Source organism: Mycobacterium sp. ACS4331, from assembly GCF_001667265.1.
In the GTDB taxonomy this organism is placed as follows: domain Bacteria; phylum Actinomycetota; class Actinomycetes; order Mycobacteriales; family Mycobacteriaceae; genus Mycobacterium.
In genome coordinates this window covers 19,943-46,138 of sequence record NZ_LZHW01000048.1, presented here as the reverse complement: position 1 = coordinate 46,138, position 26,196 = coordinate 19,943, and the positions used below count along the sequence as shown (strand labels likewise).

Here is a 26,196-nt window from a genome sequence, read left to right as displayed (position 1 = left end):
GACGGGTTCTCCGGCGACGGATCGACGACGAGCAGGTTCACGGCAGTGGGGCAACTGGACATACAGCAGGACGTCCTCGACGGGGCAGTCGTCGTGTCGGCTGTGGGTGAGGTCGACTCGGGCAACGCCGGCGAACTCAGCGCACATCTCGACGCGGCGCGGGGCGCCGCGGCGAAGTCGAAGCGAAGACTCCTCGTCATCGCGTTGGACCACCTCAAGTATTTCGGCAGCGCCGGGCTCAACGCGGTGCTGGACTGCCATGAACGGGGTGGCGTCGAAGGTGTCACGGTGCGGATCGCGGCAGGCAACGCCGAAGTGCTGCGCCCGATCGAGGTGACCAAGCTCGACGAGGTGCTGGACCTCTACGACACCGTGCACGCGGCCACCCACGACGACGGCCGACCTTAGATGAGCACCCGGGATCCCGACCGCTCACCCCCATCGAGGGTGTTCGCCGACGGCGGTGAGGTCGGCCGGGATCTCGAGCGGGTGGACTGGGACGCGACGCCGCTGGGTTCGCCACAGCAGTGGCCACAGAGTCTGCAGACCGCCGTCGGAATCCTGCTGTCATCACGGTTCCCGATGTGGATGGCGTGGGGTCCGGAACTGACCTTCTTCTGCAACGACGGCTACCGGCGGGACACGCTGGGCGAAAAGTACCCCTGGGCGCTCGGCAGGCCCGCGCAGGACGTGTGGGCCGAGATCTGGGATGACATCGGATGGCGGGTCCACCAGGTGCTGGACACCGGCCAGGCGACGTGGGACGACGCTCTGCTGCTGTTCCTCGAACGCTCGGGATACACCGAGGAGACCTACCACACGTTCTCCTACAGTCCGCTGCGTGACGACGACGGCCGGGTCGTCGGCATGCTGTGTGTGGTCAGCGAGGACACCGACCGGGTGATCGCCGAGCGCCGGATGGCGACGCTGCGCGACCTCGGCTCGGATCTGAGCGTCATCCGCACCGAAGAGGAGATCCTGGCCTTCTCCGACCGCCAGCTGAGCCAGAACCCGCGCGACCTGCCCTTCACCCTGACGTATCTGTTCGACGACGACGGCAACGCTCGGCTCGCCGGCGCGAGCGGGCTCCCGGCGGGCCATCCCGCGGCACCCGAGCACCTTGAGGCGGGCACCGACACCCCGTGGCCGACGCGCCCGCCCGCGCGGGGGGAGACCACGCTGGTCGATCTCGACGAGGATCGCCTGGCCGACCTGCCGACCGGCCCGTGGCCGGCCCCTCCCACGCAGGCCCTCGTGGTGCCACTGCAGCAGCAGAGCGGACAACCGTCGGGATTCCTGGTGGCCGCGCTCAACCGGTATCGCAGGCTCGACGAGTCCTACCGCGGCTTCGTCGCACTGGTGGCCTCGCACGTGGCCACCGGCGTCGGCCTTGCCCGCAGCTACCAACTGCAGCAGCGGCGGGCCGAGGACCTGACCGAACTCGACCGGGCCAAGACGACGTTCTTCTCCAACATCAGCCACGAATTCCGCACTCCCCTGACCCTGATCCTCGACCCGGTCGCCGAACTGCGGCAGTCCCCGGACATCACGCATGAAGCGCGCCAAGAGCTCGACATGGTCTGGCGCAACGGGTTACGCCTCGCCAAGCTGGTCAACTCACTGCTCGACTTCTCCCGGATCGAAGCGGGACAAGGCCAGGCCTCCTACCAGCCCGTCGACATCGGTACGGTCACCGCCGATCTGGCCAGCGTGTTCCGCTCCGCGGTCGACCGCGCCGGGCTGCGTTTCGAGGTGGACTGCCCACCGATGGACACACCGGTGCACCTCGACCTCGGCATGTGGGAGAAGGTGATCTTCAATCTGCTGTCCAATGCGCTGAAGTTCACCTTCGACGGCAGCATCTCGGTCACGGTGGGCCGCGACGAGGACACCGCAGTGATCACGGTGGCCGACACCGGGATCGGGGTTCCCGAGGCCGAGCAGTCCCGGCTGTTCGAGCGGTTCTACCGGATCGAGAACGTGCACGCGCGCTCCAACGAGGGCAGCGGCATCGGACTGGCCCTGGTGAAGGAACTCGTCGGCCTGCACGGCGGCACCATCGACGCCGTCAGCGCCGAGAACGAGGGCACCACCTTCACCATCCGCCTGCCGTTCGGAACCGCCCACCTGCCGTCGACCGCGGTGGCCGCCACCTCCCCGCCGCCGACCGGCGGCGACGGCGCCCAGCCGTACATCGAGGAGGTGTTGCGCTGGCTGCCAAGCGGATACGAACCCGACGACACCACGACGGCCACCACCACAAAACCGGCCGACGGGTCGACGCAGCCCCGGGTTCTCGTCGCCGACGACAACGCCGACATGCGCGCATACCTCGCACGCCTGCTGCGTGGCGACGGCTACCGCGTCGACACAGTGGTCAACGGCCGCGAAGCCCTGGACGCGGTTCGTGCCGACGTGCCGGATCTGCTGATCAGTGACGTCATGATGCCGCGGATGGACGGACTGGCGCTGGTCAGCGCGCTGCGGGCGGACCGAAGGACCGCCCTGGTGCCCATCCTGCTGCTCTCGGCCCGGGCCGGATCGGAGGCATCGATCAGCGGCCTCGGCGCCGGTGCCGACGACTACCTCGTGAAACCGTTCACCGCCGCCGAACTCCTGGCCCGGGTCCGGGCCATCGTCCACCTGGCCCGGCTGCGCGACCACCAGTCGCGTTGGCGCGCAGCCCTGGTGGACTCTCTGCAGGAGGCGTTCTTCCTCTGCGATGAACACGGGTCGGTGATCGAGATCAACGACGCGTTCACCAGGATCCTCGGGTACGACGCGAGCGGACTGCCCTATACCCCGCGGCACCCGTGGTGGCCGTCCGAAGAGTCCGACCCCGACGCCCACCGTCAGGCCCAGGAGGCGGTCCGAACTCTGCTGGACCAGCCGCACGGCATCCTGTCCGCGGTGCCCGTCACCCATCGCGACGGGCACCGGATGTGGGTCACCGCCACGTTCAACCACGCCGACGATCCCGACACCGGCAGGCGCGTCACCATCGGCACGCTGCGCGACGTGACCGCCGAGCACTACCAGGTCCAGCGCGAGACCGCACTGGCAGCGCTGAATGAACAACTCGCTCAATCCGAGACGCTGGACAGCGCCGTCCTGGCCGTCGCCGAGGGCCTGCAGCACGTGTACAACGCGCGCCGCGTCCTCGCGGTCACCCTGCCGGGCAGGCACGACGTCGACGCGGCGCCCGCACTGGTCTCGGTGGGCGATTCCGCCGGGTGGGCAGATCTCCCCCAGGCCACGCGGGCGGCCCTGACGCAGTTGTCGCACGGTGATCTGCTGGTGGCCGAGACCAGTGCCGCCGGTACCGCCGGCATCGCCCTGCAGCATCCCCGCGGGGTCCTCGTCGTCTACGTCGAACTGGGTGAACGGCGGACATTCACCTCCGAGGAGCGCACCCTGCTGACGGTTCTGGCAGGCCGCCTCGGCCAGGGACTGCAGCGGGTCCACCTGCTCGACCAGCAGCGCGAGACCGCCCTGGCTCTGCAGCACGCCATTCTCGGACCCGCGGTGTCGAGCGGGTTCGCGGTCCGTTACCAGCCCGCCAGTCGGCCCCTGCAGGTCGGCGGCGACTGGTATGACGTGGTCAACCTCGACGACGGCCGGATCGGGCTCATTGTCGGCGACTGCGTCGGCCACGGTCTGTCGGCCGCCACCGTCATGGGCCAGCTCCGCAGCGCGTGCAGGGCGCTCCTGCTCGAACACCCCAGTCCCGCAGCGGCATTGATCGGTTTGGACAGGTTCGCCACACATCTGCCCGGCGCTCGCTGCACCACTGTCTTCTGCGGCGTGCTCAACCCGGAGACCGGGGAGCTGGAGTACTCGTGTGCCGGACACCCACCGCCGATCCTGGTCCACGCCGATCTGTCCACCGAACTCCTGGAGGACGCCCGCGCGACGCCGCTGGGACTGCCGCATCGCCGGAGGCGCCCCGAGGCCAGCGTGATCATTCCGCCGCGGGCCACGCTGGTGCTCTACACCGATGGTCTGGTGGAGCGCAGGCGGGAATCGCTCGATGACGGCATCGCCCGGGCCGTCGGCGTGGTGCGAGACGATCGCTCCATTCTGCTCGACGGGCTGGCCAGGCAGTTGATGTCGACTCTGACGCCCACCAGCGGCTACCAGGACGACGTCGCCCTTCTGCTGTATCGGCAACCCGCCCCCCTGGAGATGGAATTCGACTCCGACGCAACGCAACTCGCGACCGTGAGGACCGCCCTTCGCGGGTGGCTTCGGCGGGCGGGCGTGAGCCGGGACCAGGCTCTGGACGTGTTGATCGCCACCGGTGAGGCCATCGCCAACGCGATCGAGCACGGTCATCGCGACGCGCCGGGCACGGTGTGCCTGCGCGCGACCGCCTGGTCTGACCGACTGAAGCTCACGGTCATCGACACCGGGTCGTGGGTGAAACCGCAACCCGCCCTGGACACCCCAGCAGCGCCGTTCCGCGGCCGCGGAATCACCCTGATGCGTGCGTTGATGCAGGATGTCGACATCGAACCGGAGACCACCGGCACCACCGTCCACCTCCACGCGAAGATCGCCTGATGGCCACCCCGCTGACACTGTGCACCCGGCAACTGCCCGACGGAACCCCCGTCCTGCAAGCCGTTGGCGAACTGGATCTCAGCAACATCGCGGCGTTCGGCGCCGCCGTCGCACAGACGCGTGCCACTGCCCCTCGGGACACCCGAGTCACCCTCGACCTCAGCGAGGTCACCTATCTCGACAGCGGCGCCATCAACGTGCTGTTCGACCATGTCGACGCCGTCGACATCGTGGTGCACCGCGATCTGATCGCCGTGCTGAAGATCAGCGGGCTCAGCGACCTCGGATCCGTCCGCTCCGCACCGTGAGGTCAGTCCGCGGGCCCGGATTCGGCGCGGCGCGCACGGGCCCGGCGTTTGCCTTCGTGCATCGCGGCGACACGCGCCACGGGGATCGTTCGCCCCTGCTCGATCAGGTCGGCGGGTAATCGTTGCGCGGCCGGCATGTCCGCCGTCCATGATCTGCGCCCGTCGGCGGCGAGACCGACCGCGGTGTGCACCGTGAAGTCCGCCGGACGCACCCGATCCAGATCGGACCACGCCACCGGGAACGACACGGGCATGCCCGGCCGCCAGCGCGGACTGTACGCGGCCACGACCGTCGCGCCACCGGACCGGGTGGCGTCGACGAAGACCCGGCCACCGCGGTCTTCGACGATGAACGCGGTGGTGGCGAGGCCGGGGTCGAGGGCCTCGGCACGGGCTGCGATCGCCCTCGTCGCCGCGGCGACGTCATCGACCGGCGCGGCGTCGTCGATCGGCACGAACACGTGCAGACCGCGTGATCCGCTGGTCTTGACCGCACCGCGGAGACCACAGTCGTCGAGCACCTGACGCACCAGGTGGGCGACGGCCACGACCGCCGCGAAGTCGTCGCCCGTGGGCGGATCCAAATCGATGACCAGGTGCGTTGGCCGGTAGATGTCGTCGGCCAGGCCCAACGCGGGGTGGTATTCGATGGCCCGCTGATTGGCCAGCCACAGCAGCGTGCGGCGATCGTTGCACAGCGGGTATCTGATCTCGCGGTGGGAGGCCGCCGCCCAGACCGGGACTGTGGCAACCCACTCGGGGGTGTACTTCGGCACGTTCTTCTGCATGAACGCCTCCCGGCCCCGCAGCACCCGCAACACCGTCAGAGGCCGCTGCACCAGGCCGGGCAGCATGCTGTCGGCGATGGCGTCCAGATAGTCGATCAGGTCGCGCTTGGTCGCCCCGGCATCCGGTCCGAGTTGCTGATCGAGGTTGGTCAACTCGACACCGGCGCGCTGCTCCCGGTCGCTCATGTTCCCCACCCTACGATCACGGGTGAGCACTGGGAGGGGACAACGCATGCGGATGCCGCGCCGAGCCGCCGAATTCAATCGCCGAGTGACCAATCGCGCTGCCCGCCGAGTGGCGGGGTGGCTGCCCACCCTCGGCGTGCTCGAGCATGTCGGCCGCACCTCGGGACGGCACTACCGCACCCCACTGAACGTCTTCGACACCGAGGACGGCTTTCTCATCCTCATCGGCTATGGCCTGGAATCCAATTGGGTGAAGAACGCGCTGGCCGGCGGTGCCGTCACCATCCGCAAACACGGCCGGACGCACGCGGTCGCCGATGCTCGGCTGGTGAGCAAGGCCGAGGGCAGCGCGTTGGTGACACCTCGATCCAGACTCCTCTATCGGGTGTTCCCGTATGACGAGGCTGCGCTGGTGCTGACGCGCGCGGACTCGGGGATGTCGCACCATTGACCAGCTGTGCTCCACCGCCTAATTGACGCCTACGTCGAGCGTATTCGGCTGCGGTGGTCTAGGCTCCCGCCATGATCACCCGGCACGTCCTGCTCTGCGCGTCCGCGATTGCGTTGGCATGCACCGGATGTGGCGCGTCGCATGACCGGCACTCCTACGACATCGGCCGCGGTGTGAGTGCGGATGCGCACCGCATCGCGGAGAAGTCGGGCCTGACCGACATGACGGAATCCTGCCGGGAAGCGGTGCGAGCACGGTTCTCCAGCGAGCTGATGTTCCGCGACGAGCCCGCCGGAATCGACATGCCCTCGGCAATCGCCGGGTGCGTGGACGCGGGCTGATCCGTTCGAAACCCGCTCAGCCGCGGACGATCCAGCCGGTGAGGATCAGAAGCTCGCAGGTCTCACCCGACGGCAATGAGCGCGACGGCGGCCAGTGCCGCCATCATCCCGATCGCCTGCCAACGGGTGATCCGCTCCTTGAGCAGCCCCATGGCCAGAAGGACGGTGGCCGCGGGGTACAGCGACATCAGCACACCGGCCAACGACAGCATCGACGCCTGCAGCGCCAACAGCATCGCGACGTTGGCGATGGTGTCCAGCACACCCGCGGCCAGGGCCAGCCGCATCGGCACCCCGGTGGGCAGCCGCAGATTCGCGGTGCAGGCGGCCACCAGAATCACCAGCGCGGTGGCCGACATCCGCGCGAACACCAGCGGCCACAGCTTGGCCTCGACCGGGGCCTGATCGATCAGGACGAAGTTGAGGCCGAACGCGATCCCGGACCCCAGCGTCAACCAGGCCACCTTCGCGGTGAACCGGTGCGGGGTCGAGTCGGCGTCGCCCGCGCCGTGGCTGACCAGCAGGACCGCCAGCAGCGCCAGCACAACTCCCACTCCGGCCAGCAGCCCCGGCCGCTCCCCCAGCGCCAGACCCACGCCGAGCGGAACGCCGGCCACCAGAATCGCTGTCAGAGGTGAGACCACGGAGATGGGCCCAGAGCCGAGTGCGGCATAGAACCACCAGACTCCGAACGCCTGACTGACGCCGCACAGCGTGCCCCACGCGACAGCCGGTGTGGTGATGTCCCCGCCGACCACCGTGGCCGTCACCGCGAGCAGCACCATGGCCACCGGGTAGGACAGCAGGACCACACGCAGCGCGGCGATCCGGCGCGATGCCAGGCCGCCGACGAAATCGCTGACGCCGTAACCGAGCGCTGAGATCAGCGCGAACACCAGGCCGGTCAGGACATGCCCTTGGCGCGGCGCCCCATCTCCCGAATGATCTCGCGATCCGCATCGCGGCGGGCGAGGTCCTGCCGCTTGTCGTGGGCCTGTTTGCCTCGGGCCAACGCCAACTCGACCTTGACCTTGCCTTCGGAGAAGTACAGCGACAACGGCACCAGCGTCAGGTTGCCGTCGCGGATCTTGCCCACCAGATTGTCGATCTGCTTGCGGTGCAACAGAAGTTTTCGGTTGCGCCGGGGCGCGTGGTTGGTCCAGGTGCCGTGAAAGTACTCCGGGATGTGCAGGTTGCGCAGCCAGATCTCACCGTCGTCGACGGTGGCGAACGCGTCGGCCAGCGACGCCTGCCCCTCCCGCAGGCTCTTCACCTCGGTGCCCTGCAGCACCACACCGGCCTCATACGTGTCGAGGATCGTGTAGTTGTGCCGGGCTCTGCGGTTGGTGGCGACAACCTTTCGGTTGTTCTTCGCGGCGTCCTTCTTGGAGTCCTTCTTGGACTTGGCCACAGCTACCAATCACCTTCGGACATAAAGGCGCAGCGTGACGTAGGCCGTAACCCCCGCCATCACCACGCCGACGAAAAACAGAATCGGCGAGATGTAGAGGATATCGGCGAAGTCGATTCTGGCAATCAGATTTGCCTGGTAGAACTGGTCCAGCGCGCGTTCGAGGAACAGCGAGCGCACCACCAACAGGCCGATTATGGCCAGCACCACACCGATCGTCGCGGCCAGCACAGCCTCCAGCAGGAACGGCAGCTGGGTGTACCACCGGCTGGCGCCCACCAGACGCATGATCCCGATCTCCGTGCGCCGGGTGTACGCCGCCACCTGAACCATGTTCGCGATCAGCAGCACCGCGCCGATCGCCTGCACGAGCGCAACGGCGAACGCCGCGTTGGACAGTCCGTCGAGCACCGCGAACAACCGGTCGATCAGGTCCTTCTGATTGAGCACGTTGTACACACCCGGCTGGCCGCGCATCGCGTCGTCGAATTCCTGGTGCTGTTCCGGGTTCTCGAGCTTGACGATGAACGACGCCGGGAACGCGTCGCGCCCCGCGAACTCCTTGAACTGCGGGTTCCGCTTGATCGCGTCCTCGTACGCGTCGTCGCGGTTGAGGAACCGCACCGACTTCACGTCGTCACGAGCATCGATCTGCGCGCGCAGGGCCTTACACGGATCGGCGTCACAGCCCGGGTCGTTGTCCGACACGTCGTTGGTGAGGAAGACCTGGGTCTCGACACGGTCGAGGTAGATGTCGCGGGACTGGTCGGCCAGCCGGACCACCAGCAGGCCGCCGCCGAACAGGCCGATCGAGATGGCGGTCGTCAGGATCATCGCAACCGTCATCGTGACGTTGCGCCGAAGCCCGGTCAGGACCTCGTTGAACAGGAAGCCAAAGCGCACTTATCGATCCATTCCGTAGACGCCGCGCTGTTCGTCGCGGACCAGGCGGCCCAGCGACAGCTCGACCACGCGCTGGCGCATCGAGTCGACGATGTGATGGTCATGGGTCGCCATCAGAACCGTGGTTCCGGTGCGGTTGATCCGCTCCAGCAGATCCATGATGTCCTTACTCGTCTCGGGATCGAGGTTGCCCGTCGGCTCGTCGGCCAGCAGCACCAGCGGACGGTTGACGAAGGCGCGCGCGATCGCGACGCGCTGCTGTTCACCGCCGGACAGCTCGGCGGGCAGCCGGTTGGCTTTGCCGCTCAAACCGACCATCTCCAGCACGTCCGGCACCACGCGGTTGATGGTGTCGGCCCGCTTGCCGATCACCTCGAGCGCGAAGGCGACGTTCTCGAACACGGTCTTCTGCTGCAGCAGGCGGAAGTCCTGGAACACACAGCCCAGCACCTGGCGCAGGCCCGGGATGTGGCGGCTCCGCAGCTTGTTGACGTGGAACTTCGACACCTGGATGTCACCCGCGGTCGGGTGCTCCTCACCGAGCAGCAGGCGCATGAACGTGGACTTGCCCGAACCCGAGGGTCCGATGAGGAACACGAACTCACCCTTGTCGATTTTCAGGCTGACATTGTCGAGCGCGGGACGCGCCGACTGTTTGTACTGCTTGGTGACATGGTCAAGGGTGATCATCACGGCACGCCAGTGTAGCGGGGCTCGTCGCGAGCGCCGTCATTCCGCGCGGGGCAGTGTCGGCGATGGGACCGGCCCCGGCATGACAGGGGTGGTCGCAGGCGGCGCCGGGAAGAGCGGATTGGGCGCGGGAGTGGTCGTCACGGGCGTCGGGGGTACGCCGGGGCCGCTCGGCTCCACCCCATCGGGGGTCGGGGCGTCCGTGTCGTCGGTGGGCTCAGGCGGCGGTGTCGTGGTCGTCGCGGTCGGCGTCGTCGTGGTGGTCGGCGTGGGGGTCCACGGCGTTTCGACCTTGGTGCGCGGCACCCAGGTGTAGGCCGGATCCGGCACGAAACCCGGCGGCACGACCTGTGAACTCGGTGTGGGTGCCGGCTCGGGTGCGGGTGAATAGGTTTCGTAGACCCACCACAGCGCACAGAACGCGACGATCAGCACGAGGGTCGAGGTGCGCATCCGCCCGAGCACATAACCCGGCCAGCGGCGCTGCTCGTCCTCGCGGCGGCCGATGATCTTGAACCTCATCGCCGCTCCTCCTGCGGCGGTTGGGAGCCCTGGGTCTCCTCCTCGGCGCCTGCGGAGGTGGCCGGATGCACGATGGCACCCACCATGGGCTTGGCCTCGGCGGTCGTGACGATGCCGTTGCGGGCCAGCGCGGCGATCACCAGCACACGCAGCCTGCGGCCCACCTCGAACTGTTTTCCGGGCAGCGTGCGCGCGACGATGCGCAGGTTGACGTTGTCCAGCTCGATGCTCTCCACACCCATCAACTGCGGCGCGTCGAGGAGCAGGTCCGTCATCACCGGATCCTTGATGGACGCCTCACACACCCGGTGCAGCACGTCGTTGACGAGGTTGAGGTCGGCGCTCGTCGGAACCGGGACGTCGACGACGGCCCGCGCCCAGTCCTTGGACAGGTTGACGGTCTTGACGATCTGACCATTGGGGATCGTCAGAACCTCGCCCTCGGAGGAGCGCAACTTGGTGACGCGCAGCGTCACGTCGATCACGGTGCCCTCGGCCGGCACGGCGATGCCGGACACGGTCAACGCAACCAGGTCACCGAAGCCGTACTGCTTCTCGGTGATGATGAAGAACCCCGACAACAGGTCCTGGACCAGGCGCTGCGCGCCGAAGCCCAGCGCGGCGCCCAGCACGGCGGCGGGCGCCACCAGGGACGCGACCGGGATCGCCAGGATCTCGGTGAGCTGGACGAACACCATGACGCACAGCAGCGCGATGGTCACCCAGGAGATGACCGATGCCACCGCCTGCCGGTGCTTGGCGGTCTCCGAGCGCACCAGGGCGTCGCTCTCCTGGAAGTCGGCGTCGATGCGCTGGGTGATCCGCTGTGCGGCCCAGCTGACGACGCGGGCGATCAGCACCGCGCCGATGATCAGCATGGCGATCCGCAGACCGCGCGTCAGGATCCATTCGCCCGCGGTGCCGGTCCAGAAGTTGTGCCAACTCTGGTCCCAGTCGAATGCCAGGAGACCGGCTGAGGAGATGTCAGTCATCCTTCCTGTTGCGCCACCGGATGCCGGCCTCGATGAAGCCGTCGATGTCCCCGTCGAGGACGGCGCCCGGGTTGCCGACTTCGTAGTCCGTGCGCAGGTCCTTGACCATCTGGTAGGGCTGCAGCACGTAGGACCGCATCTGCGTGCCCCACGAACTGCCGCCGTCACCCTTGAGCGCGTCCATCTCGGCGCGCTCCTCGAGGCGCTTGCGCTCCAGCAGCTTCGCCTGCAGAACGCGCATCGCGGACACCTTGTTCTGAAGCTGTGACTTCTCGTTCTGGCAGGTCACGACGATGCCGGTCGGAATGTGCGTAAGCCGGACCGCCGAGTCTGTGGTGTTGACCGACTGACCACCGGGACCGCTGGACCGGTAGACGTCGACGCGCAGGTCGCCCTCGGGGATCTCGATGTGGTCGGTGGTCTCGACGACGGGCAGCACCTCGACGTCGGCGAACGAGGTCTGCCGGCGGCTCTGGTTGTCGAACGGGCTGATGCGCACCAGTCGGTGCGTGCCCTGCTCGACCGACAGCGTGCCGTACGCGAACGGCGCGTGCACCGCGAATGTCGCGCTCTTGATGCCCGCCTCCTCGGCGTAGGAGGTGTCGAAGACCTCCACAGGGTAGCCGTGCTTCTCGGCCCAGCGGATGTACATCCGCATCAGCATCTCGGCCCAGTCCGCGGCGTCCACACCGCCGGCACCGGAGCGGATGGTGACGACGGCCTCGCGCTCGTCGTACTCCCCCGACAGCAGCGTCCGGACCTCCAGGGCCTCGATGTCCTCGCGGAGCTTGGCCAGTTCGGCATCGGCCTCCGCGGTGGCGCTCTCCGCGTCGGCGCCACTCTCCTCGGCGGCGAGTTCGTAGAGCACCGGCAGGTCGTCGACGCGCTGACGCAGGTCTTCGACTCGGCGCAGTTCCCCTTGGGCGTGGGACAGCTCGCTGGTCACCTTCTGGGCGCGGGTCTGGTCGTCCCAGAGCTTCGGGTCGGAGGCCTCGTGTTCGAGTTTGGCGATGCGATCGCGGAGGCCTTCGACGTCGAGCACCCGCTCCACGGTGGTCAGAGTCGTGTCCAGCGCGGCGATATCGTTTTGACGGTCGAGGTCCACGGCTGTTCAGGTTACCGGCGTGCCGGTTCCGGTTACTACGGGCGGCAGCCAACCGTGCCGTTTAACATCAAATCTGTAATCACACTTGGCAGCGCACGATCCCACAGCCTCGCCGGTTCAGCCCACGCACCGGCCGGGGTCGCCTGCGCGGCAGTCAATGCGCCACGGCCCCGCGGGACAGCCCTCCTGCGGACGGCCCGGCTTCGACAGGAAGCTCATCCTCCATGCCTGATTCCCGTCCCTTCCATGTGGCGATCGTCGGCGCCGGCCCCTCGGGGTACTTCGCCGCAGCGGCTCTGCTGAAGGCGGGCGGCGACGACCCCGGTCGCCCGGAGGTGTTCGTCGACATGCTCGAGATGCTGCCCACCCCGTGGGGCCTGGTCCGCTCGGGTGTGGCCCCGGACCACCCGAAGATCAAGACCATCAGCGCACAGTTCGAGAAGACGGCCGCCGACCCGCGGTTCCGGTTCTTCGGCAACATCGAGGTCGGCGAGCACGTCTCGGCCGCCGAACTCGCCGAGAGGTACGACGCGGTGGTCTACGCGACGGGCGCACAGTCCGATCGCTCGCTGGGGGTTCCCGGTGAGGATCTGCCCGGCAGCGTGGCGGCCGTCGACTTCGTCGGCTGGTACAACGCACACCCGCACTTCGAGCAGATCGCCCCCGACCTCTCCGGTGGGCGCGCCGTCGTGGTCGGCAACGGCAACGTCGCTCTGGACGTGGCACGCATTCTCGTCACCGATCCCGCTGCCCTCGGCATGACCGACATCGCCGACCACGCCCTGCAGTCGCTGCACGGCAGGGGCGTCGAGGAGGTGGTGGTGATCGGTAGGCGCGGCCCGGTTCAGGCCCCGTTCACGACCCTCGAACTGCGCGAACTCGGCGATATGAAGGGCCTCGAGGAGGTCGACGTGGTCCTCGACCCCGCCGACTTCGCCGACATCACCGATGACGAACTCGAGGCGGCGGGCAAGACCGTCAAGCAGAACATCAAGGTGCTGCGCAGTTACCTCGACCGCGAGCCCACCCCGGGGCACCGACGGATCGTGTTCCGCTTCCAGACGTCGCCGATCGAGATCAAGGGCACCGACCGCGTCGAGTCGATTGTGTTGGGCCGCAACGAACTTGTCACCGACGAGAACGGTCGCGTCGTGGCCAGGGACACCGGTGAGCGCGAAGAACTGCCCGCCCAACTGGTGGTGCGCGCCGTCGGCTACCGGGGTCGCCCGGTTCCGGGCCTGCCGTTCGACGAGCGCAGCGGGATCATCCCCAACACCGGCGGCCGGGTCGACGGCAGCAGCAACGAGTACGTGGTCGGATGGATCAAGCGGGGCCCGTCAGGGGTGATCGGGAGCAACAAGAAGGACTCGGCCGACACGGTGGCACTGCTGCTCGAGGGCCTGCCCGAGCGGGGCGGGCACGAGGCGTCCGGCGATCGCGGCGAGGATCTGGCGCGCTGGCTGCTCTCGCGCCAACCCGCGCTGGTGACCGATGACCACTGGCGCGTGATCGACGCGCACGAACGCGCCGCCGGCGAACCGCACGGCAGGCCGCGGGTGAAGCTGACCAGCGTCGCCGACCTGCTGCGCATCGGGCACGGCTGAGTGAGCACTTCGTAACGGGAGCGACAGTCGCCGCGCCATCGGTTCGTAACGCCCCCACCCGATGCTGGGGCGATGAGCATCTACGACGAGATCGGCGGCGCGAGTGCGGTTTCGGTGGCCGTCGATGATTTCTATGCGCGAGTCCTCGGTGATCCGCAGCTGGCGGGCTACTTCGAAGGCACCGATGTGGCCCGGCTCAAGGGCCACCAACGGGCGTTCCTGTCGGCGGCGATCGGCGGACCGGCGCCCTATCTGGGCCGCACTATGCGTGAGGCGCACGCGCGCCTGGCCATCGATCCGGCCGATTTCGATCGTGTCGTCGACCACCTGGTGGCGACTCTGGCCGCACTCGGTGTCCCCGAGGCGACCATCGGGGCGATCGGTTCCACGCTGGCGCCCCTGAAGGACGAGATCGCGCCGGGATCCGCCGCGCGCGCGGGCTGACGCCTAGTTGAACGGCGGCTCCGGGCTGGCCGACTCCTCGGGCGAGGCGAACCGCCAGTTGTCCGGATTCTTCGGCGAGTAGGCGACGTCGAACAGCTGGCCCATCGTCGGCCAGTTGTTCACATCGAGGGCGAGCCGCTGATAGACGACGTGCTCGCGGACGGTCGGGCCGTTGATGACACCGGTGATGGTGACGAACTGTTCGCCGTCCACGTCGGGGCGTGGGCTCACGCCGGTGACCACCAAGGTCCCGTAGGCGACGGCCGAACCGGGCCGAGGCCCACGCTTGGCGAACCGCGGTCCGATGACCAACACCAGCGCACCCACCAGAAGCAGCAGGACCAGGATTTCCCACACGCTGCTCATGGTAGGACTCCAGTCATGGGTGGATACCAGCAGGACCTTTCCTTTGCGCTCGAACTCGCCGATCGGGCCGACGACATCACGATGGCCCGGTTCGGCGCACTCGATCTGCGCATCGACACGAAACCGGACCTGACACCGGTGACGGATGCCGATCAGTCAGCCGAGGAGCGGCTGCGCGAGGTGCTGTCCCAGGAGCGGCCCGGCGACGCCGTCTTCGGTGAGGAGTTCGGCGGCACCCCGTCGCTGGCCGGCAGGCAGTGGGTCATCGACCCCATCGACGGCACCAAGAACTTCGTCCGCGGAGTCCCGGTCTGGTGCACGCTTGTCGCGCTGCTCGAGGACGGTGAGCCCGTGGTCGGCGTGGTCAGCGCCCCAGCGCTGGGACGCCGGTGGTGGGCCGCCAAGGGCGAGGGCGCGCACGGCTCCTTCAACGGCACACAGCGCACGTTGTCGGTGTCGGCGGTCGCCCAGTTGGACGCCGCGAGCCTGTCCTACTCCGATCTCACCACGGGGTGGGAGGACCGCCGCGACAGGTTCATCGCCCTGACCGACGAGGTCTGGCGTGTACGGGCGTACGGCGATTTCTGGTCGTACTGCATGGTCGCCGAGGGCGCGGTCGACATCGCGGTCGAGCCCGAGGTGAAACTGTGGGATCTGGCCCCGCTCGACATCATCGTGCGCGAGGCCGGCGGCGCCTTCACCAGCATCGATGGCCAGGACGGCCCCCACGGAGGCAGCGCGCTGGCCACCAACGGTCTGCTGCATGATCAGGTGGTGCAGCGGCTGCGCATCGTGTGAATTAAGTAACAGGATTCGCCTACCTTACTTCGGAGTAAGATACGGTTGTTCACACACCTACCCCAGAGGCTGATGATGAATAACCATGAGAGTGCTGTCGGTCTGAAAAAGCACAAGCGCACGGCGACCGACATCGGCTTGGCTCTGATCACGCCGATCATGGGCCAGGAGTTCCTGGACAAGTACAACCTGCGCGACCCGCTCAACCGCGGTCTGCGCTACGGCGTCAAGACCGCGTTCTCCGCCGCGGGCGCCACGACTCGTCAGTTCAAGCGCGTGCAGGGCATCGGCAAGGCGCCCACCCGGTTGCCGTCGAATCGCGCCGAGAAGAAGTCGGACTACTTCGACCTCACCCCCGACGATGACCAGAAGATGATCGTCGAGACGGTCAAGGAGTTCGCCGAGGAGATCCTGCGCCCCGCCGCGTACGACGCCGACGCCGCCGCGCAGTATCCGGCCGACCTTCTGACCAAGGCCGCCGAACTCGGCGTCACCGCGATCAACATCCCCGAGGACTTCGACGGCATCGCCGAGCATCGGTCGACGGTCACCAACGCCCTGGTCGCCGAGGCGCTGGCCTACGGGGACATGGGTCTGGCGCTGCCGATCCTGGCCCCCGGCGGCGTCGCATCGGCCCTGACGCACTGGGGCAGCGCCGACCAGCAGGCCACCTATCTGCGGGAGTTCGCGGGCGAGAACGTGCCTCAGGCATGCCTGGCGATCGCCGAACCGCACGCGCTGTTCGACCCGACCGCGTGCAAGACCACCGCAGTACGGACCCCCAGCGGCTACCGCCTCGACGGCGTCAAGTCCCTGGTGCCCGCCGCGGCAAACGCCGAAATGTTCATCATCGCCGCGCAGTTCAACGGCCGGCCTTCGCTTTTCATCGTCGAGGCCGCCAGCGAGGGGCTGACCGTCAAGGCCGACCCGAGCATGGGCATCCGCGCCGCGGCGCTGGGCCAGGTCGAGCTGAACCGGGTCAACGTCCCCCTGAGCGCGCGTCTCGGCGAGGACATCGCCGAATCGGAGCACGCGCAGAACTACTCCGAGGCCATCGCACTGTCGCGGCTGGGCTGGGCGGCCCTGGCGGTCGGCACCTCCCACGCCGTGCTCGACTACGTCATCCCCTACATCAAGGAGCGACAGGCGTTCGGTGAGCCCATCGCGCACCGCCAGTCGGTGGCGTTCATGGCGGCCAACATCGCCATCGAACTCGACGGCCTGCGCCTGATCACCTGGCGAGGCGCGGCCCGCGCCGAACAGGGCCTGCCGTTCGCCCGCGAGGCGGCACTGGCGCGCAAGCTCGGCACCGACAAGGGCATGCAGATCGGCCTCGACGGCGTGCAGCTGCTCGGTGGCCACGGCTTCACCAAGGAACACCCCGTCGAACGCTGGTACCGCGACCTGCGGGCAATCGGCGTCGCCGAGGGCGTGGTCGTCCTCTAGAAAGGCTGGAAATCATGGCTATCAATCTGGAAATGCCGAAGAAGCTCCAGGCCGTCATCGAGAAGGGCCACCAGGGAGCCGCCGAGATGCTGCGGCCCATCTCCCGCAAGTACGACCTCAAGGAGCACGCCTACCCGGTCGAGCTGGACACGCTGGCCGACCTGTTCGAGGGCATCTCGGAGGCCAAGACCATCTCGTTCGCCGGGGCCGAGGCGTTCGCGGACACCGCCGACGACGGCAAGAAGGCGAACATCAACGGCGGCAACATGTCTGCGCTGTTGAATGCCCTGGAGATCTCGTGGGGTGATGTCGCGCTGCTGCTCTCGGTCCCCCGCCAGGGTCTGGGCAACGCCGCGATCTCGTCGGTGGCCACTCCGGAACAGCTTGAGCGCCTTGGCCGCAACGTCTGGGCGGCGATGGCGATCACCGAGCCGAGTTTCGGTTCGGATTCCGCCGCGGTGACCACCACCGCGACCCTCGACGGCGACGAGTACGTGATCAACGGCGAGAAGATCTTCGTCACCGCGGGCTCGCGCGCGACTCACATCGTTGTGTGGGCCACGCTGGACAAGTCGAAGGGACGCGCGGCGATCAAGTCGTTCATCGTGCCGCGTGAACATCCCGGCGTGATCGTCGAACGGCTCGAGCACAAGCTCGGCATCAAGGCCTCCGACACCGCGGTGATCCGGTTCGACAACGCCCGCATCCCCAAGGACAACCTGCTGGGCGACCCGGAGATCCACGTGGAGAAGGGTTTTGCCGGGGTCATGGAGACCTTCGACAACACCCGCCCGATCGTCGCGGCCATGGCCGCCGGCGTCGCGCGCGCCGCCCTCGAGGACCTGCGCGCCATCCTCACCGACGCCGGCATCGAGATCTCCTACGACAAGCCGGCCCACGCGCAGAGCGCCCCGGCCGCGGAATTCCTGCGGATGGAGGCCGACTGGGAGGCCGGTTACCTGCTGACGGTGCGCTCGGCCTGGCAGGCCGACAACCGGATCCCCAACTCCAAGGAAGCCTCGATGGGCAAGGCCAAAGCCGCCCGCGTCGCCAGCGACATCACCCTCAAGGCTGTCGAGATGGCAGGCACTGTCGGGTATTCCGAGCAGACCCTGCTGGAGAAGTGGGCGCGCGACTCGAAGATTCTCGACATCTTCGAGGGCACGCAGCAGATTCAGCAGCTCGTCGTGGCCCGCCGCCTGCTGGGGCTCTCGTCGGCCGAACTCAAGTAACCGAGTCGAGGCGCTCGCGCAACGACGCGTCGAGTTCGATGTCGGCCACGGCGAGGTTCTCAGTGAGGTGCGCCAGCGACGACGTGCCCGGAATGAGCAGCACGTTGGGTGCCACGCCGAGCGTCCAGGCCAGCACGATCTGGGCGGGCGTGTGGCCGAGTTCCTCGGCTGCCCGGGTGACGATCGGGTTGCCCAGCACGGGATTGTCGGCGACGAAGGCCGACCCCAGAGGGAAGAACGGCACGAAAGCGATGCCGCGCCGGACAGTTTCGTCGAGCACCGCCTGCGAGCTCCGGTCCACCAGGTTGTAGGGGTTCTGCACGCAGACGATCTCGGTGCGGTCCAACGCATGGGTGAGGTGCTCGAGCGTGACGCTGGACAACCCGATTCCGCCGATCAGTCCCTCGTCGCGCGCGGCGATCAACACGTCCAGCTGCTCATCGAACAGGGCGTCGGGCCGCGGGCCCTCCATCACTCGCAGGTTGACCGCCGCGAGACGGTCCACGCCCAGGGTCGCGAGGTTCTTCTCGAGGTCGGCCCGCAGATCGGCCGGTCGCTCGAGCGGCAGCCAGGCGCCGGCGTCGTCCCGTCGACCGCCGACCTTGCTGACCAGCGCCAGATTGTCGGGATAGGGGTGCAGGGCCTCGCGGATCAGCTGATTGGCGACGTCGGGGCCGTAGTACTGCGCGGTGTCGATGTGGTCGACGCCGGCCGCCACCGCGTGCTGCAGCACCGCGATGGCGGCGTCGTGGTCACGTGGAGGTCCGAACACACCCGGTCCGGGCAGCTGCATGGCACCGAAGCCGATCCGGTTGACGGTGAACTGAGCGAGCGGAAGGCGATCCGAGGTCATGTGCGCCCCAACGTCGAAGGATCAGAATCCATTCCGGACCACCACCCGGGTGCGGCCCACGACGCCGCCTGCGAGGATCGTGCGCAGCACGTCGGAGACCTCGAGCACCGACACGTCGGCCGTGATGCGGTCGAGATGGCGGGGGCGCAACTCGGATTCGATCTGACGCCACACCGCACGGCGGCTCTCGATCGGCAGCAGCACCGAGTCGATGCCGGCCAGGGTCACCCCACGCAGGATGAACGGGTGCACCGTGGTGGGCAGTTCGGCCGAGCCCGCCAGTCCCGAGATCGCCGCCACCCCAGCATATTTGAGCGTGCTCAGGGCATAGGCCAGAGTCTGGCCGCCGACGCAGTCCACCACGGCGGCCCACTGCGCCCTGCCGAGTGCCCGCACCTGTTCTCCCGCACCGGGGACCCGCTCGATCACCTGGGCCGCCCCCAGGTCGCTCAACAGGTCCTGCGCGCCGATCTTTCCGGTCGAGGCCACCACCTCATAGCCCAGGCCGGCCAGCAGGTCGACGGCGATGCTGCCGACGCCGCCCGTGGCACCGGTGACCAGAACCGGACCGTCCCCCGGCGCGATGCCGTGCCGACTGATGGCGTTGACGCTCATGGCCGCGGTGAACCCCGCGGTCCCGATCGCCGCGGCGTCGGCCGCGCTGAGATCGTCGAGCCTGACCACGTAGTCCGCCGGACATCGCGCCACCTCGGCGTAACCGCCGTGGCGTCCGGTGCCGATGTCGCGGCCGTGCGCGATCACGGTGTCACCCACGGCGAAGTCCGGCGACGAGCTCGCGGACACGGTGCCGACCACGTCGATGCCCGGAATCAGCGGATACCCCCGGGCCACTCCACCTTTCGGGGTGACCGCCAGGGCGTCCTTGTAGTTGACACCCGAGTACTCGACCGCGATCTCGACGTCACCGTCGGGCAGGAAGGACTCGTCGACCACCTCGGGCCGCAGGACCACGCCCCCCTCGGCGTCCTCGTGTGCGACCAGCGCGTTGATTGCCGTCATGACGGCCATCATGCCGCTGCCCGTAGGCTGCCACCATGACAACCCGCGAATCCGGTACCGGTCGCCGGTCTGTCGACGACTGGATTCAGGCGGGCTACACGATACTGGCGGAGGACGGCGTCGGCGCCCTCAAGATCGATCGGCTGTGCCAACGCCTCGGCGTCACCAAGGGCAGTTTCTACTGGCACTTCACCGATATGGCGAGCTACCGCAACGCGCTGATCGAGTCATGGGCACAGCAGCGGGGCGAGGAGCATCGGGTCTACCACGACATCGATGACAGGGCGCCGGCCGAACGCCTGTCGATCCTGATGACCGCACTGGTGGCGCCGCGGCACTGGAAGCTCGAACGCACGATGCGCGAATGGGCCCGTACCGATGCCAGCGTGGCGGCGAGTGTCGACGAGGCGGATCGCCGCGTGCTGCACACCGTGCGCAAGGCGTTCCTCGATCTCGGGTTTCCCGCCGAGGAGGCAGATCTGCGCGCGCACACCACGTTTGCGGCCGGAATCGGATTCCTTCAGATCGCGCGCGAGAAGACCAGCCCACTGACCACGGCGCAGCGAGATCGCTTCCTGCAGTTCATGCTCCGGCCCTGAGTGATCACTGCGCCGCGAGCTCGGGCGCGGACACCAGGAATGACCACGACCCCGCCACCTCACGCCCGTCCACGGTCTGCGCGCGGTAGCGCGCCGTGTAGCCGCCGACATGACGCAGTGGCATCAGCGGTGCCGACAACTGGGATCCGGACACCTCGACCTGCCCTGTCGTCCAGGTGTAGCTGTCGGGACCGATCACGGTGAGGGTCGCGAACGAGCCCACCGGTTGGTCCAGGGTCGCGGTGACGCGGGTGGGCACGGCGTGCAGGACTGCCCCCGGTGCGGGCGAACTCGCCACCAGCGTCGTGTCCGCCGCCGCAGGCGCCGACGTGCCGATGACGGCCCCCAGAACCACTGCTCCGACGGCGAGAACCCTGCTCCAGATCGACATGGGCCGAACCGTACCGATGGACCTGCGCCGATGGTGGCAAGTTGCCCGAACTGGTCGACTGTTGACCTCGCACCAAGATAAAAGTAATGTCAGTTTTACTTTTGACGGAGCAGGCTGAGAGGGAGCACTCACCCATGGAATCGTTCGTCCACCTGCGCAAAGGCAGGACACCGAAGCGCATCCACGCCGATCTCGACGGGCTCAAGGACGACGAGTTGGGCCGCGGTGGTTTCGTCGGACGCACCGCCAACATGTATCGCCGCAACGACCCCACCGCCTACCGTACGGTCGGTCCCCTGCGCCCCACCGACGTGTTGAGTTCCGAACTCAAACCCAGTGACGCCACGGACGCGCACGGCGGACCCATGCTGCTGTTCTCCAACGCCGACTGCCTGGTGCTGCTGTCCCGGCGGACCGAACCCATGCCGTTCTTCGTCCGCTATGTGGACGGCGACCTGCTGTCATTCGTGCACAGGGGTTCGGGGTCGCTGGAAACCGAGTTCGGTCCCCTCGACTACCACCCGGGCGACTGGATCTACATCCCCAAGGCGTGCACCTGGCGGCAGATCCCGGCCGAGGAGACGACGCTGCTGATGATCCAGGCCACCGATGAGTTCCGGGTCCCGCCCGCGGGCACGCTGGGCCGACACTTCCCATTCGACCCCGCCCAGGTCACCATCCCCGACCCCTCGCCCATCGACGACGACGGCAGGGACGAGTACGAGGTTCGGCTCATCCATGCCGAGATGAACGGAACTGGGACGACCTCCCTTTTCTACCAACACAATCCGCTCGACGTGGAAGGCTGGCGCGGGGACAACTTCCCGTTCACCTTCAACATCGACGACTACACCGTGATCACGTCCGAGAGTGTGCACCTTCCGCCGACCGTGCATCTGTTCATGCAGGCCACCGGCGTCTACGTGATGAACTTCCTGCCGAAGCCGGCTGAGAGCGTGCCGGGCACCGAACGTACGCCGTGGTATCACCGCAACGTCGACTACGACGAGATCGCGTTCTTCCACGGCGGTTCGCTCTACGGCATCCCGATGCCGCCGGGCCTGATCTCGCACGCTCCGCAGGGCGTCCACCACGGCGCCCCGGAGAAGGCCCGCGAACGCGCCCGCCGCAAGTTCGACGACTACGACCGGGTGGACTGGTCGGTGATCGCGATCGACACCCGCCGACGACTGATTCCCTCCGACGAGATCCTGGCCAACGATTTGGGGCAGCACTGACGATGACCACCGCAGAATCCATCGCGGCTCCGCCGCGCCACGACTACGACCGCATTCCCTACCTTGTCGCCTACCAGAACAATTCGGCGGTCCGAGACGTCTACGGAGGCGTCGCCGAACTGGTGGTGCTGGAGAGCTACCTGCTCAGGCCCAGGGACGAGAACGGACCCAAGCCGTCCGATACGGTCCTGGTGTTCATGCACCCCATCGGTGGCGGCGCATACCTGCCGATGATCAACGCCCTGGCCCGGGCCGGCCATCATGTCATCTACTGCAACAGCCGGTTCCGGGGCACCGACTCGGCCCTGCTGATGGAGAAGGTGGTCGAGGACCTCGGCGAGTGCATCAAGGACGCCAAGAACCGCCTCGGCTACTCGAAGGTGGTGCTCGCCGGCTGGAGTGGTGGCGGATCGCTGTCGGTGTTCTACCAGCAGCAGGCGCAGAACCCGACCGTGACGGCCAGCCCGTCCGGCGACGGCCCCGACCTGACCAAGCTGGGCCTGATCCCCGCCGACGGCATCATGCTGCTGGCCGCGCACATCAGCAGGCACGGCACCATGACCGAATGGCTGGACGCCTCGATCCTTGACGAGTCCGACCCGACCAAGCGCGACCCGGAGTTGGACCTCTACAACCCGGACAACCCGAACCAGCCTCCGTACAGCCCTGAGTTCCTCGAGCGTTACCGCGAGGCTCAGATCGCACGGAACCGCCGAATCACGAAGTGGGTCAAGGAGAAACTGGCGGAACTGTCCGCTCAGGGACGGCCCGATGACGAGTTCGCGTTCGTCGTACACGGCACCATGGCCGACCCGCGCTGGCTCGACCCCACCGTCGACCCGAACGAGCGCAAGCCCGGAACCTGCTATCTCGGCGACCCTCAGGTGGTCAACAACTCCCCCGTCGGCCTCGCCCGGTTCTGCACCCTGCGCAGCTGGCTCTCGCAGTGGAGCTACGACGACGCCAACGGCGACGCCGTCAAGGCCGGACCCGACATCGCGGTCCCCGCACTGGTGATCGGCAACCTCGCCGACGACGCGTGCACCCCCAGCCACACACGTCGACTGTTCGAGGCCATCGGGCACCCCGACAAGGAGATGGCCGAGATCCCCGGCGCCAACCACTACTACGCCGGCCCTGACCAACGCGACACTCTGCGCCAGGCCGTCGGCATCTGCACGGACTGGCTCCACCGGCACGGGTTCTCGCTGTGACCACCGGCGCGCTCGACGGTGTTCGGGTCCTCGAACTCGGCACGCTGATCTCCGGTCCCTTCGCGGGCCGTCTGCTCGGCGACATGGGCGCCGAGGTCATCAAGATCGAGCTGCCCACCGCGCCGGATCCGCTGCGCACGTGGGGACAGGCCGAACTCGACGGGCACCACTTCTTCTGGACCGTGCACGCACGCAACAAGAAGGCCGTCACACTGGACCTGCGCACCGACCGCGGACGGGAACTGTTCCTCGAGTTGGTGGACCGCTCCGACGTCATCGTGGAGAACTTCCGGCCCGGCACGCTGGAGAAGTGGAATCTGGGTTACGACGTTCTGCGCGAACGCAATAAGGGCATCATCCTGGTGCGCGTGTCGGGCTACGGACAGACCGGCCCCGAGGCGGGCAAGGCCGGGTACGCCTCGGTGGCCGAGGCCGCCAGCGGGCTTCGGCACATGAACGGCTTCCCGGGCGGACCACCACCGAGGTTGGCCCTGTCACTGGGCGACAGCCTGGCGGGGATGTTCGCAGCGCAGGGCGCCCTGGCGGCGCTCTACCGGCGCAGCGTCACCGGCGAGGGTCAGATCGTGGACACCGCCCTGACCGAAAGCTGCCTGGCCATCCAGGAGTCGACGATTCCGGACTACGACATCGGTGGTGTCGTGCGCGGGCCGTCGGGCACCCGACTGGAGGGCATCGCACCGTCGAACATCTACCAGAGCGCCAACGGGAGCTGGGTGGTGATCGCGGCCAACCAGGACACCGTGTTTCGGCGCCTGTGCTCGGCGATGGGACAACCCGACCTGGCCACTGACGACAGATTCGTCAATCACGTTGCACGCGGGCGCAATCAGGACGAGCTCGACAAGATCATCGGCGACTGGGCGGCGCAGCGTCAGCCCGACGAGATCATCGCCGTCCTCTCGGAGGCGGGCGTGATCAGTGGACCGATCAACACCGTGGCCGAGGTGGTCGCCGATCCCCAACTGCAGGCCCGCGGCATGATCGCCGACCACTTCGACGAACGCATCGGGCGTAACGTCAAGGGTCCGGGTGTCGTGCCGGTGCTCTCGGAGTCTCCCGGCACCATCCGCAACGCCGGTTCGGCCCGGCCCGGCCAGCACAACGACGAGGTCTACACCGGCCTGCTCGGGCACACCGCCGACGAGCTGAACCGTCTGCACAGCGAGGGAGTGATATGACCGAACTGCCCGCCCATGTCGACATCCGTGAGGTGTGCCTGCGCGACGGCCTGCAGATCGAGGAGCCGATCCCGCTGGCCGCCAAGATCGAACTGCTCGAGGCCGTGGTGGCCACCGGTGTCCGCGAAGTCGAGGCCACCGCGTTCGTGTCGCCGTCGAAGGTGCCCGCCCTCGCGGACGCCGAAGCCCTGGCCGCCGAACTCGCACGGTTCGACCACGTGGAGTTCTCCGCGCTGGTCGCCAGCCCCAACGGCGCCAAACGCGCGATCGCCGCGGGGCTGAACTCCATTGAATACGTGGTGTCGGCCTCCGACGCGCACAGCCGCGCCAATGTCGGGCGCGGCACCGCAGAGGCCACCGTCGCGATCGCCGATGTCACCCGCATCGCGCACGACAGCGGCGCCTCGGTGGAGGTCATCGTCGCCACCGCATGGGACTGCCCGTTCGACGGGCCCACCGCACCCCATCGGGTACTCGACATCGTCACCGCCGCCGTCGATCTCGGCGTCGACCGGGTCGCGATCGCCGACACCATCGGCACCGCGACTCCGCGACGGGTCCAGACCCTGATCGACCAGGTGCGGCCCCTCCTCGGAGACACGCCCCTCGGCGCGCACTTCCACAACACCCGCGGGTCGGGTCTTGCCAGTGCGTTCGCGGCGGTCCAGGCCGGTGTCACGCGCCTGGACGCCTCGGTGGGCGGGTTGGGCGGCTGCCCGTTCGCCCCCGGCGCCAGCGGGAACATCGCCACCGAGGATCTGGTGTACCTGCTGCGCGACAGTGACATCGGCACCGACGTCGACCTGCCGACGGCCATCGAGGCGGCCGCGGTCGCCCAACGCCTCATCGGACACGATCTGCCCAGCTCGCTGCTGCGGGCCGGCGACCGGATCATCGGCTGAGCTGTGACCCGCGCGCTCTCGAACAAGGGACAGCAGACCCGCGACGCCATCACAGCGGCAGCGCGGAAGCTGTTCGCCGAGCGCGGTTTCCACGGCACCACGCTGGCCGACATCACCTCGGCCGCGGGCAGATCGCCCGCGGTGTTCTACCGATACTTCGACGACAAGGAGGACCTGCTGGCGGTCCTGGCCGAGTCGTTCCTCCACGACGTGCTGTCCGGACTGCCCGTCCACCTGCCCGAATCGGCGGACGACAGCGAGTTCTTCACCACGATGGCCACCGGGTACTGGAACATCTTCAAGCAGAACCTCGGGATCATGGTGGCCGTCGCGCAACTCGGTTCGGCGCAACAGCGGTTCGCCGAGATGCAGAACGAGTTCCGAAGGTTCGGCATGGACATCGTGCGGGCCTCGGTGCTGCGGGCGCAGGAGCAGGGCTACGGCGCCGACCTGGACCCCGACCACATCGCGTTGGCCATCTCGCTGTTGTTCGAGAACTTCACCGTCGTGTACCTGAGACCCGACGCCGCCGCCCTCGGGGTGCGCACGAGCGACGAGGACGCCATCCGTACTCTGGCGACCATCTGGAAGAAGACGCTCTACGGCTACTGAACTTCAACGACGAAGGAG

At 67.9% G+C, this 26,196-nt stretch carries 28 protein-coding genes; 16 read left to right on the top strand and 12 right to left on the bottom strand.

Features of this window, described 5'->3' with window-relative positions; genetic code table 11:
* The first annotated feature begins 45 nt into the window (after positions 1-45).
* Genes A5727_RS11730 through A5727_RS11720 form a run of 3 tightly spaced genes read left to right on the top strand, consistent with a single transcriptional unit; the run spans position 46 to position 4,871 of the window.
* Positions 46-408: an STAS domain-containing protein gene (locus tag A5727_RS11730; RefSeq protein ID WP_068249179.1), complete on the top strand. Its 363-nt coding sequence runs from the start codon at positions 46-48 to the stop codon at positions 406-408.
* On the top strand, positions 409-4,563 hold the full coding sequence (locus tag A5727_RS11725; protein WP_068249178.1) for a SpoIIE family protein phosphatase: 4,155 nt from the start codon (positions 409-411) through the stop codon (positions 4,561-4,563).
* The gene (locus tag A5727_RS11720) at positions 4,563-4,871 is read left to right on the top strand and encodes an STAS domain-containing protein (protein ID WP_068249177.1); all 309 of its coding nucleotides are present in this window, start codon (positions 4,563-4,565) and stop codon (positions 4,869-4,871) included. Before A5727_RS11725 ends, A5727_RS11720 begins: the two co-directional genes overlap by 1 nt.
* A 2-nt stretch (positions 4,872-4,873) precedes the next feature.
* On the opposite strand, the gene ligD is transcribed toward A5727_RS11720, so the two are convergent.
* Positions 4,874-5,845 carry a non-homologous end-joining DNA ligase gene (gene ligD, locus A5727_RS11715; protein WP_068249176.1) on the bottom strand — a complete coding sequence of 324 codons (972 nt, stop codon included), beginning with the start codon at positions 5,843-5,845 and terminating at the stop codon, positions 4,874-4,876.
* Between the two features lie 46 nt (positions 5,846-5,891).
* On the opposite strand from ligD, the gene A5727_RS11710 reads away from it, so the two are divergent.
* On the top strand, positions 5,892-6,296 hold the full coding sequence (locus tag A5727_RS11710; RefSeq protein WP_068249175.1) for a nitroreductase family deazaflavin-dependent oxidoreductase: 405 nt from the start codon (positions 5,892-5,894) through the stop codon (positions 6,294-6,296).
* A gap of 71 nt (positions 6,297-6,367) precedes the next feature.
* Positions 6,368-6,637, top strand: a complete 270-nt coding sequence (locus A5727_RS11705) for a hypothetical protein (RefSeq protein WP_068249174.1) — start codon at positions 6,368-6,370, stop codon at positions 6,635-6,637.
* A 62-nt stretch (positions 6,638-6,699) separates the two neighbouring features.
* On the opposite strand, the gene A5727_RS11700 is transcribed toward A5727_RS11705, so the two are convergent.
* Genes A5727_RS11700 through prfB form a run of 7 tightly spaced genes read right to left on the bottom strand, consistent with a single transcriptional unit; the run spans position 6,700 to position 12,260 of the window.
* Complete coding sequence (locus A5727_RS11700; protein WP_157521339.1) at positions 6,700-7,545, bottom strand: EamA family transporter; 846 nt, start codon at positions 7,543-7,545, stop codon at positions 6,700-6,702.
* On the bottom strand, positions 7,542-8,048 hold the full coding sequence (gene smpB, locus A5727_RS11695; protein WP_068249173.1) for an SsrA-binding protein SmpB: 507 nt from the start codon (positions 8,046-8,048) through the stop codon (positions 7,542-7,544). The genes A5727_RS11700 and smpB overlap by 4 nt, the downstream gene beginning before the upstream one ends.
* 9 nt (positions 8,049-8,057) lie before the next feature.
* Positions 8,058-8,951 carry a permease-like cell division protein FtsX gene (gene ftsX / locus A5727_RS11690; protein ID WP_068249167.1) on the bottom strand — a complete coding sequence of 298 codons (894 nt, stop codon included), beginning with the start codon at positions 8,949-8,951 and terminating at the stop codon, positions 8,058-8,060.
* On the bottom strand, positions 8,952-9,641 hold the full coding sequence (ftsE, locus tag A5727_RS11685; protein WP_068249166.1) for a cell division ATP-binding protein FtsE: 690 nt from the start codon (positions 9,639-9,641) through the stop codon (positions 8,952-8,954).
* Positions 9,642-9,680: 39 nt separating this feature from the next.
* Entirely contained in the window at positions 9,681-10,163 is a 483-nt protein-coding gene (locus tag A5727_RS11680) for an Rv3103c family proline-rich protein (protein ID WP_082949749.1), read from the bottom strand.
* The gene (locus A5727_RS11675) at positions 10,160-11,155 is read right to left on the bottom strand and encodes a mechanosensitive ion channel family protein (RefSeq protein ID WP_068249160.1); all 996 of its coding nucleotides are present in this window, start codon (positions 11,153-11,155) and stop codon (positions 10,160-10,162) included. The genes A5727_RS11680 and A5727_RS11675 overlap by 4 nt, the downstream gene beginning before the upstream one ends.
* Positions 11,148-12,260: a peptide chain release factor 2 gene (prfB, locus tag A5727_RS11670; protein WP_068249150.1), complete on the bottom strand. Its 1,113-nt coding sequence runs from the start codon at positions 12,258-12,260 to the stop codon at positions 11,148-11,150. Before prfB ends, A5727_RS11675 begins: the two co-directional genes overlap by 8 nt.
* Before the next feature lie 224 nt (positions 12,261-12,484).
* Here prfB and A5727_RS11665 point away from each other — a divergent pair, with 224 nt between their 5' ends.
* Together A5727_RS11665 and A5727_RS11660 are read left to right on the top strand one after the other, a co-directional pair.
* Positions 12,485-13,864: an FAD-dependent oxidoreductase gene (locus A5727_RS11665; RefSeq protein WP_068249149.1), complete on the top strand. Its 1,380-nt coding sequence runs from the start codon at positions 12,485-12,487 to the stop codon at positions 13,862-13,864.
* A gap of 72 nt (positions 13,865-13,936) precedes the next feature.
* The gene (locus tag A5727_RS11660; protein ID WP_068249148.1) at positions 13,937-14,308 is read left to right on the top strand and encodes a group I truncated hemoglobin; all 372 of its coding nucleotides are present in this window, start codon (positions 13,937-13,939) and stop codon (positions 14,306-14,308) included.
* Between the two features lie 3 nt (positions 14,309-14,311).
* Here the strand turns inward: A5727_RS11660 and A5727_RS11655 are convergent, their stop codons facing one another.
* Complete coding sequence (locus A5727_RS11655) at positions 14,312-14,665, bottom strand: hypothetical protein (protein ID WP_068249251.1); 354 nt, start codon at positions 14,663-14,665, stop codon at positions 14,312-14,314.
* A 24-nt stretch (positions 14,666-14,689) separates the two neighbouring features.
* Here A5727_RS11655 and hisN point away from each other — a divergent pair, with 24 nt between their 5' ends.
* The 3 genes from hisN to A5727_RS11640 all read left to right on the top strand — a co-directional run bounded on the left by hisN (position 14,690) and on the right by A5727_RS11640 (position 18,150).
* Complete coding sequence (hisN, locus tag A5727_RS11650; RefSeq protein ID WP_068249147.1) at positions 14,690-15,472, top strand: histidinol-phosphatase; 783 nt, start codon at positions 14,690-14,692, stop codon at positions 15,470-15,472.
* 72 nt (positions 15,473-15,544) lie between these two features.
* A complete protein-coding gene (locus A5727_RS11645) occupies positions 15,545-16,918 on the top strand; it encodes an acyl-CoA dehydrogenase family protein (RefSeq protein WP_068249145.1) in 1,374 nt (457 codons plus the stop codon).
* Positions 16,919-16,932: 14 nt separating this feature from the next.
* Complete coding sequence (locus A5727_RS11640; protein WP_068249143.1) at positions 16,933-18,150, top strand: acyl-CoA dehydrogenase family protein; 1,218 nt, start codon at positions 16,933-16,935, stop codon at positions 18,148-18,150.
* On the opposite strand, the gene A5727_RS11635 is transcribed toward A5727_RS11640, so the two are convergent.
* Entirely contained in the window at positions 18,143-19,003 is an 861-nt protein-coding gene (locus A5727_RS11635) for an oxidoreductase (protein ID WP_068249141.1), read from the bottom strand. The genes A5727_RS11640 and A5727_RS11635 overlap by 8 nt on opposite strands.
* A 21-nt stretch (positions 19,004-19,024) precedes the next feature.
* Positions 19,025-20,023 (bottom strand): acrylyl-CoA reductase family protein, encoded by a 999-nt coding sequence (locus A5727_RS11630; protein WP_068249250.1) that lies wholly within the window; start codon positions 20,021-20,023, stop codon positions 19,025-19,027.
* 35 nt (positions 20,024-20,058) lie between these two features.
* Here A5727_RS11630 and A5727_RS11625 point away from each other — a divergent pair, with 35 nt between their 5' ends.
* Positions 20,059-20,622, top strand: coding sequence for a TetR/AcrR family transcriptional regulator (locus A5727_RS11625; protein WP_068249139.1), 564 nt, complete (start codon positions 20,059-20,061; stop codon positions 20,620-20,622).
* Between the two features lie 4 nt (positions 20,623-20,626).
* Here A5727_RS11625 and A5727_RS11620 read toward each other — a convergent pair whose 3' ends face one another.
* Entirely contained in the window at positions 20,627-21,013 is a 387-nt protein-coding gene (locus A5727_RS11620; RefSeq protein ID WP_082949748.1) for a copper resistance CopC family protein, read from the bottom strand.
* A gap of 134 nt (positions 21,014-21,147) precedes the next feature.
* On the opposite strand from A5727_RS11620, the gene A5727_RS11615 reads away from it, so the two are divergent.
* Genes A5727_RS11615 through A5727_RS11595 form a run of 5 tightly spaced genes read left to right on the top strand, consistent with a single transcriptional unit; the run spans position 21,148 to position 26,178 of the window.
* Positions 21,148-22,251 carry a homogentisate 1,2-dioxygenase gene (locus A5727_RS11615; protein WP_068249135.1) on the top strand — a complete coding sequence of 368 codons (1,104 nt, stop codon included), beginning with the start codon at positions 21,148-21,150 and terminating at the stop codon, positions 22,249-22,251.
* Positions 22,252-22,253: 2 nt separating this feature from the next.
* On the top strand, positions 22,254-23,465 hold the full coding sequence (locus tag A5727_RS11610) for an alpha/beta hydrolase family protein (protein WP_068249133.1): 1,212 nt from the start codon (positions 22,254-22,256) through the stop codon (positions 23,463-23,465).
* A complete protein-coding gene (locus A5727_RS11605) occupies positions 23,462-24,664 on the top strand; it encodes a CaiB/BaiF CoA transferase family protein (RefSeq protein WP_068249131.1) in 1,203 nt (400 codons plus the stop codon). The genes A5727_RS11610 and A5727_RS11605 overlap by 4 nt, the downstream gene beginning before the upstream one ends.
* Positions 24,661-25,566, top strand: a complete 906-nt coding sequence (locus A5727_RS11600) for a hydroxymethylglutaryl-CoA lyase (protein ID WP_068249130.1) — start codon at positions 24,661-24,663, stop codon at positions 25,564-25,566. Before A5727_RS11605 ends, A5727_RS11600 begins: the two co-directional genes overlap by 4 nt.
* 3 nt (positions 25,567-25,569) lie before the next feature.
* On the top strand, positions 25,570-26,178 hold the full coding sequence (locus tag A5727_RS11595; protein ID WP_068249129.1) for a TetR/AcrR family transcriptional regulator: 609 nt from the start codon (positions 25,570-25,572) through the stop codon (positions 26,176-26,178).
* Positions 26,179-26,196: the final 18 nt, after the last annotated feature.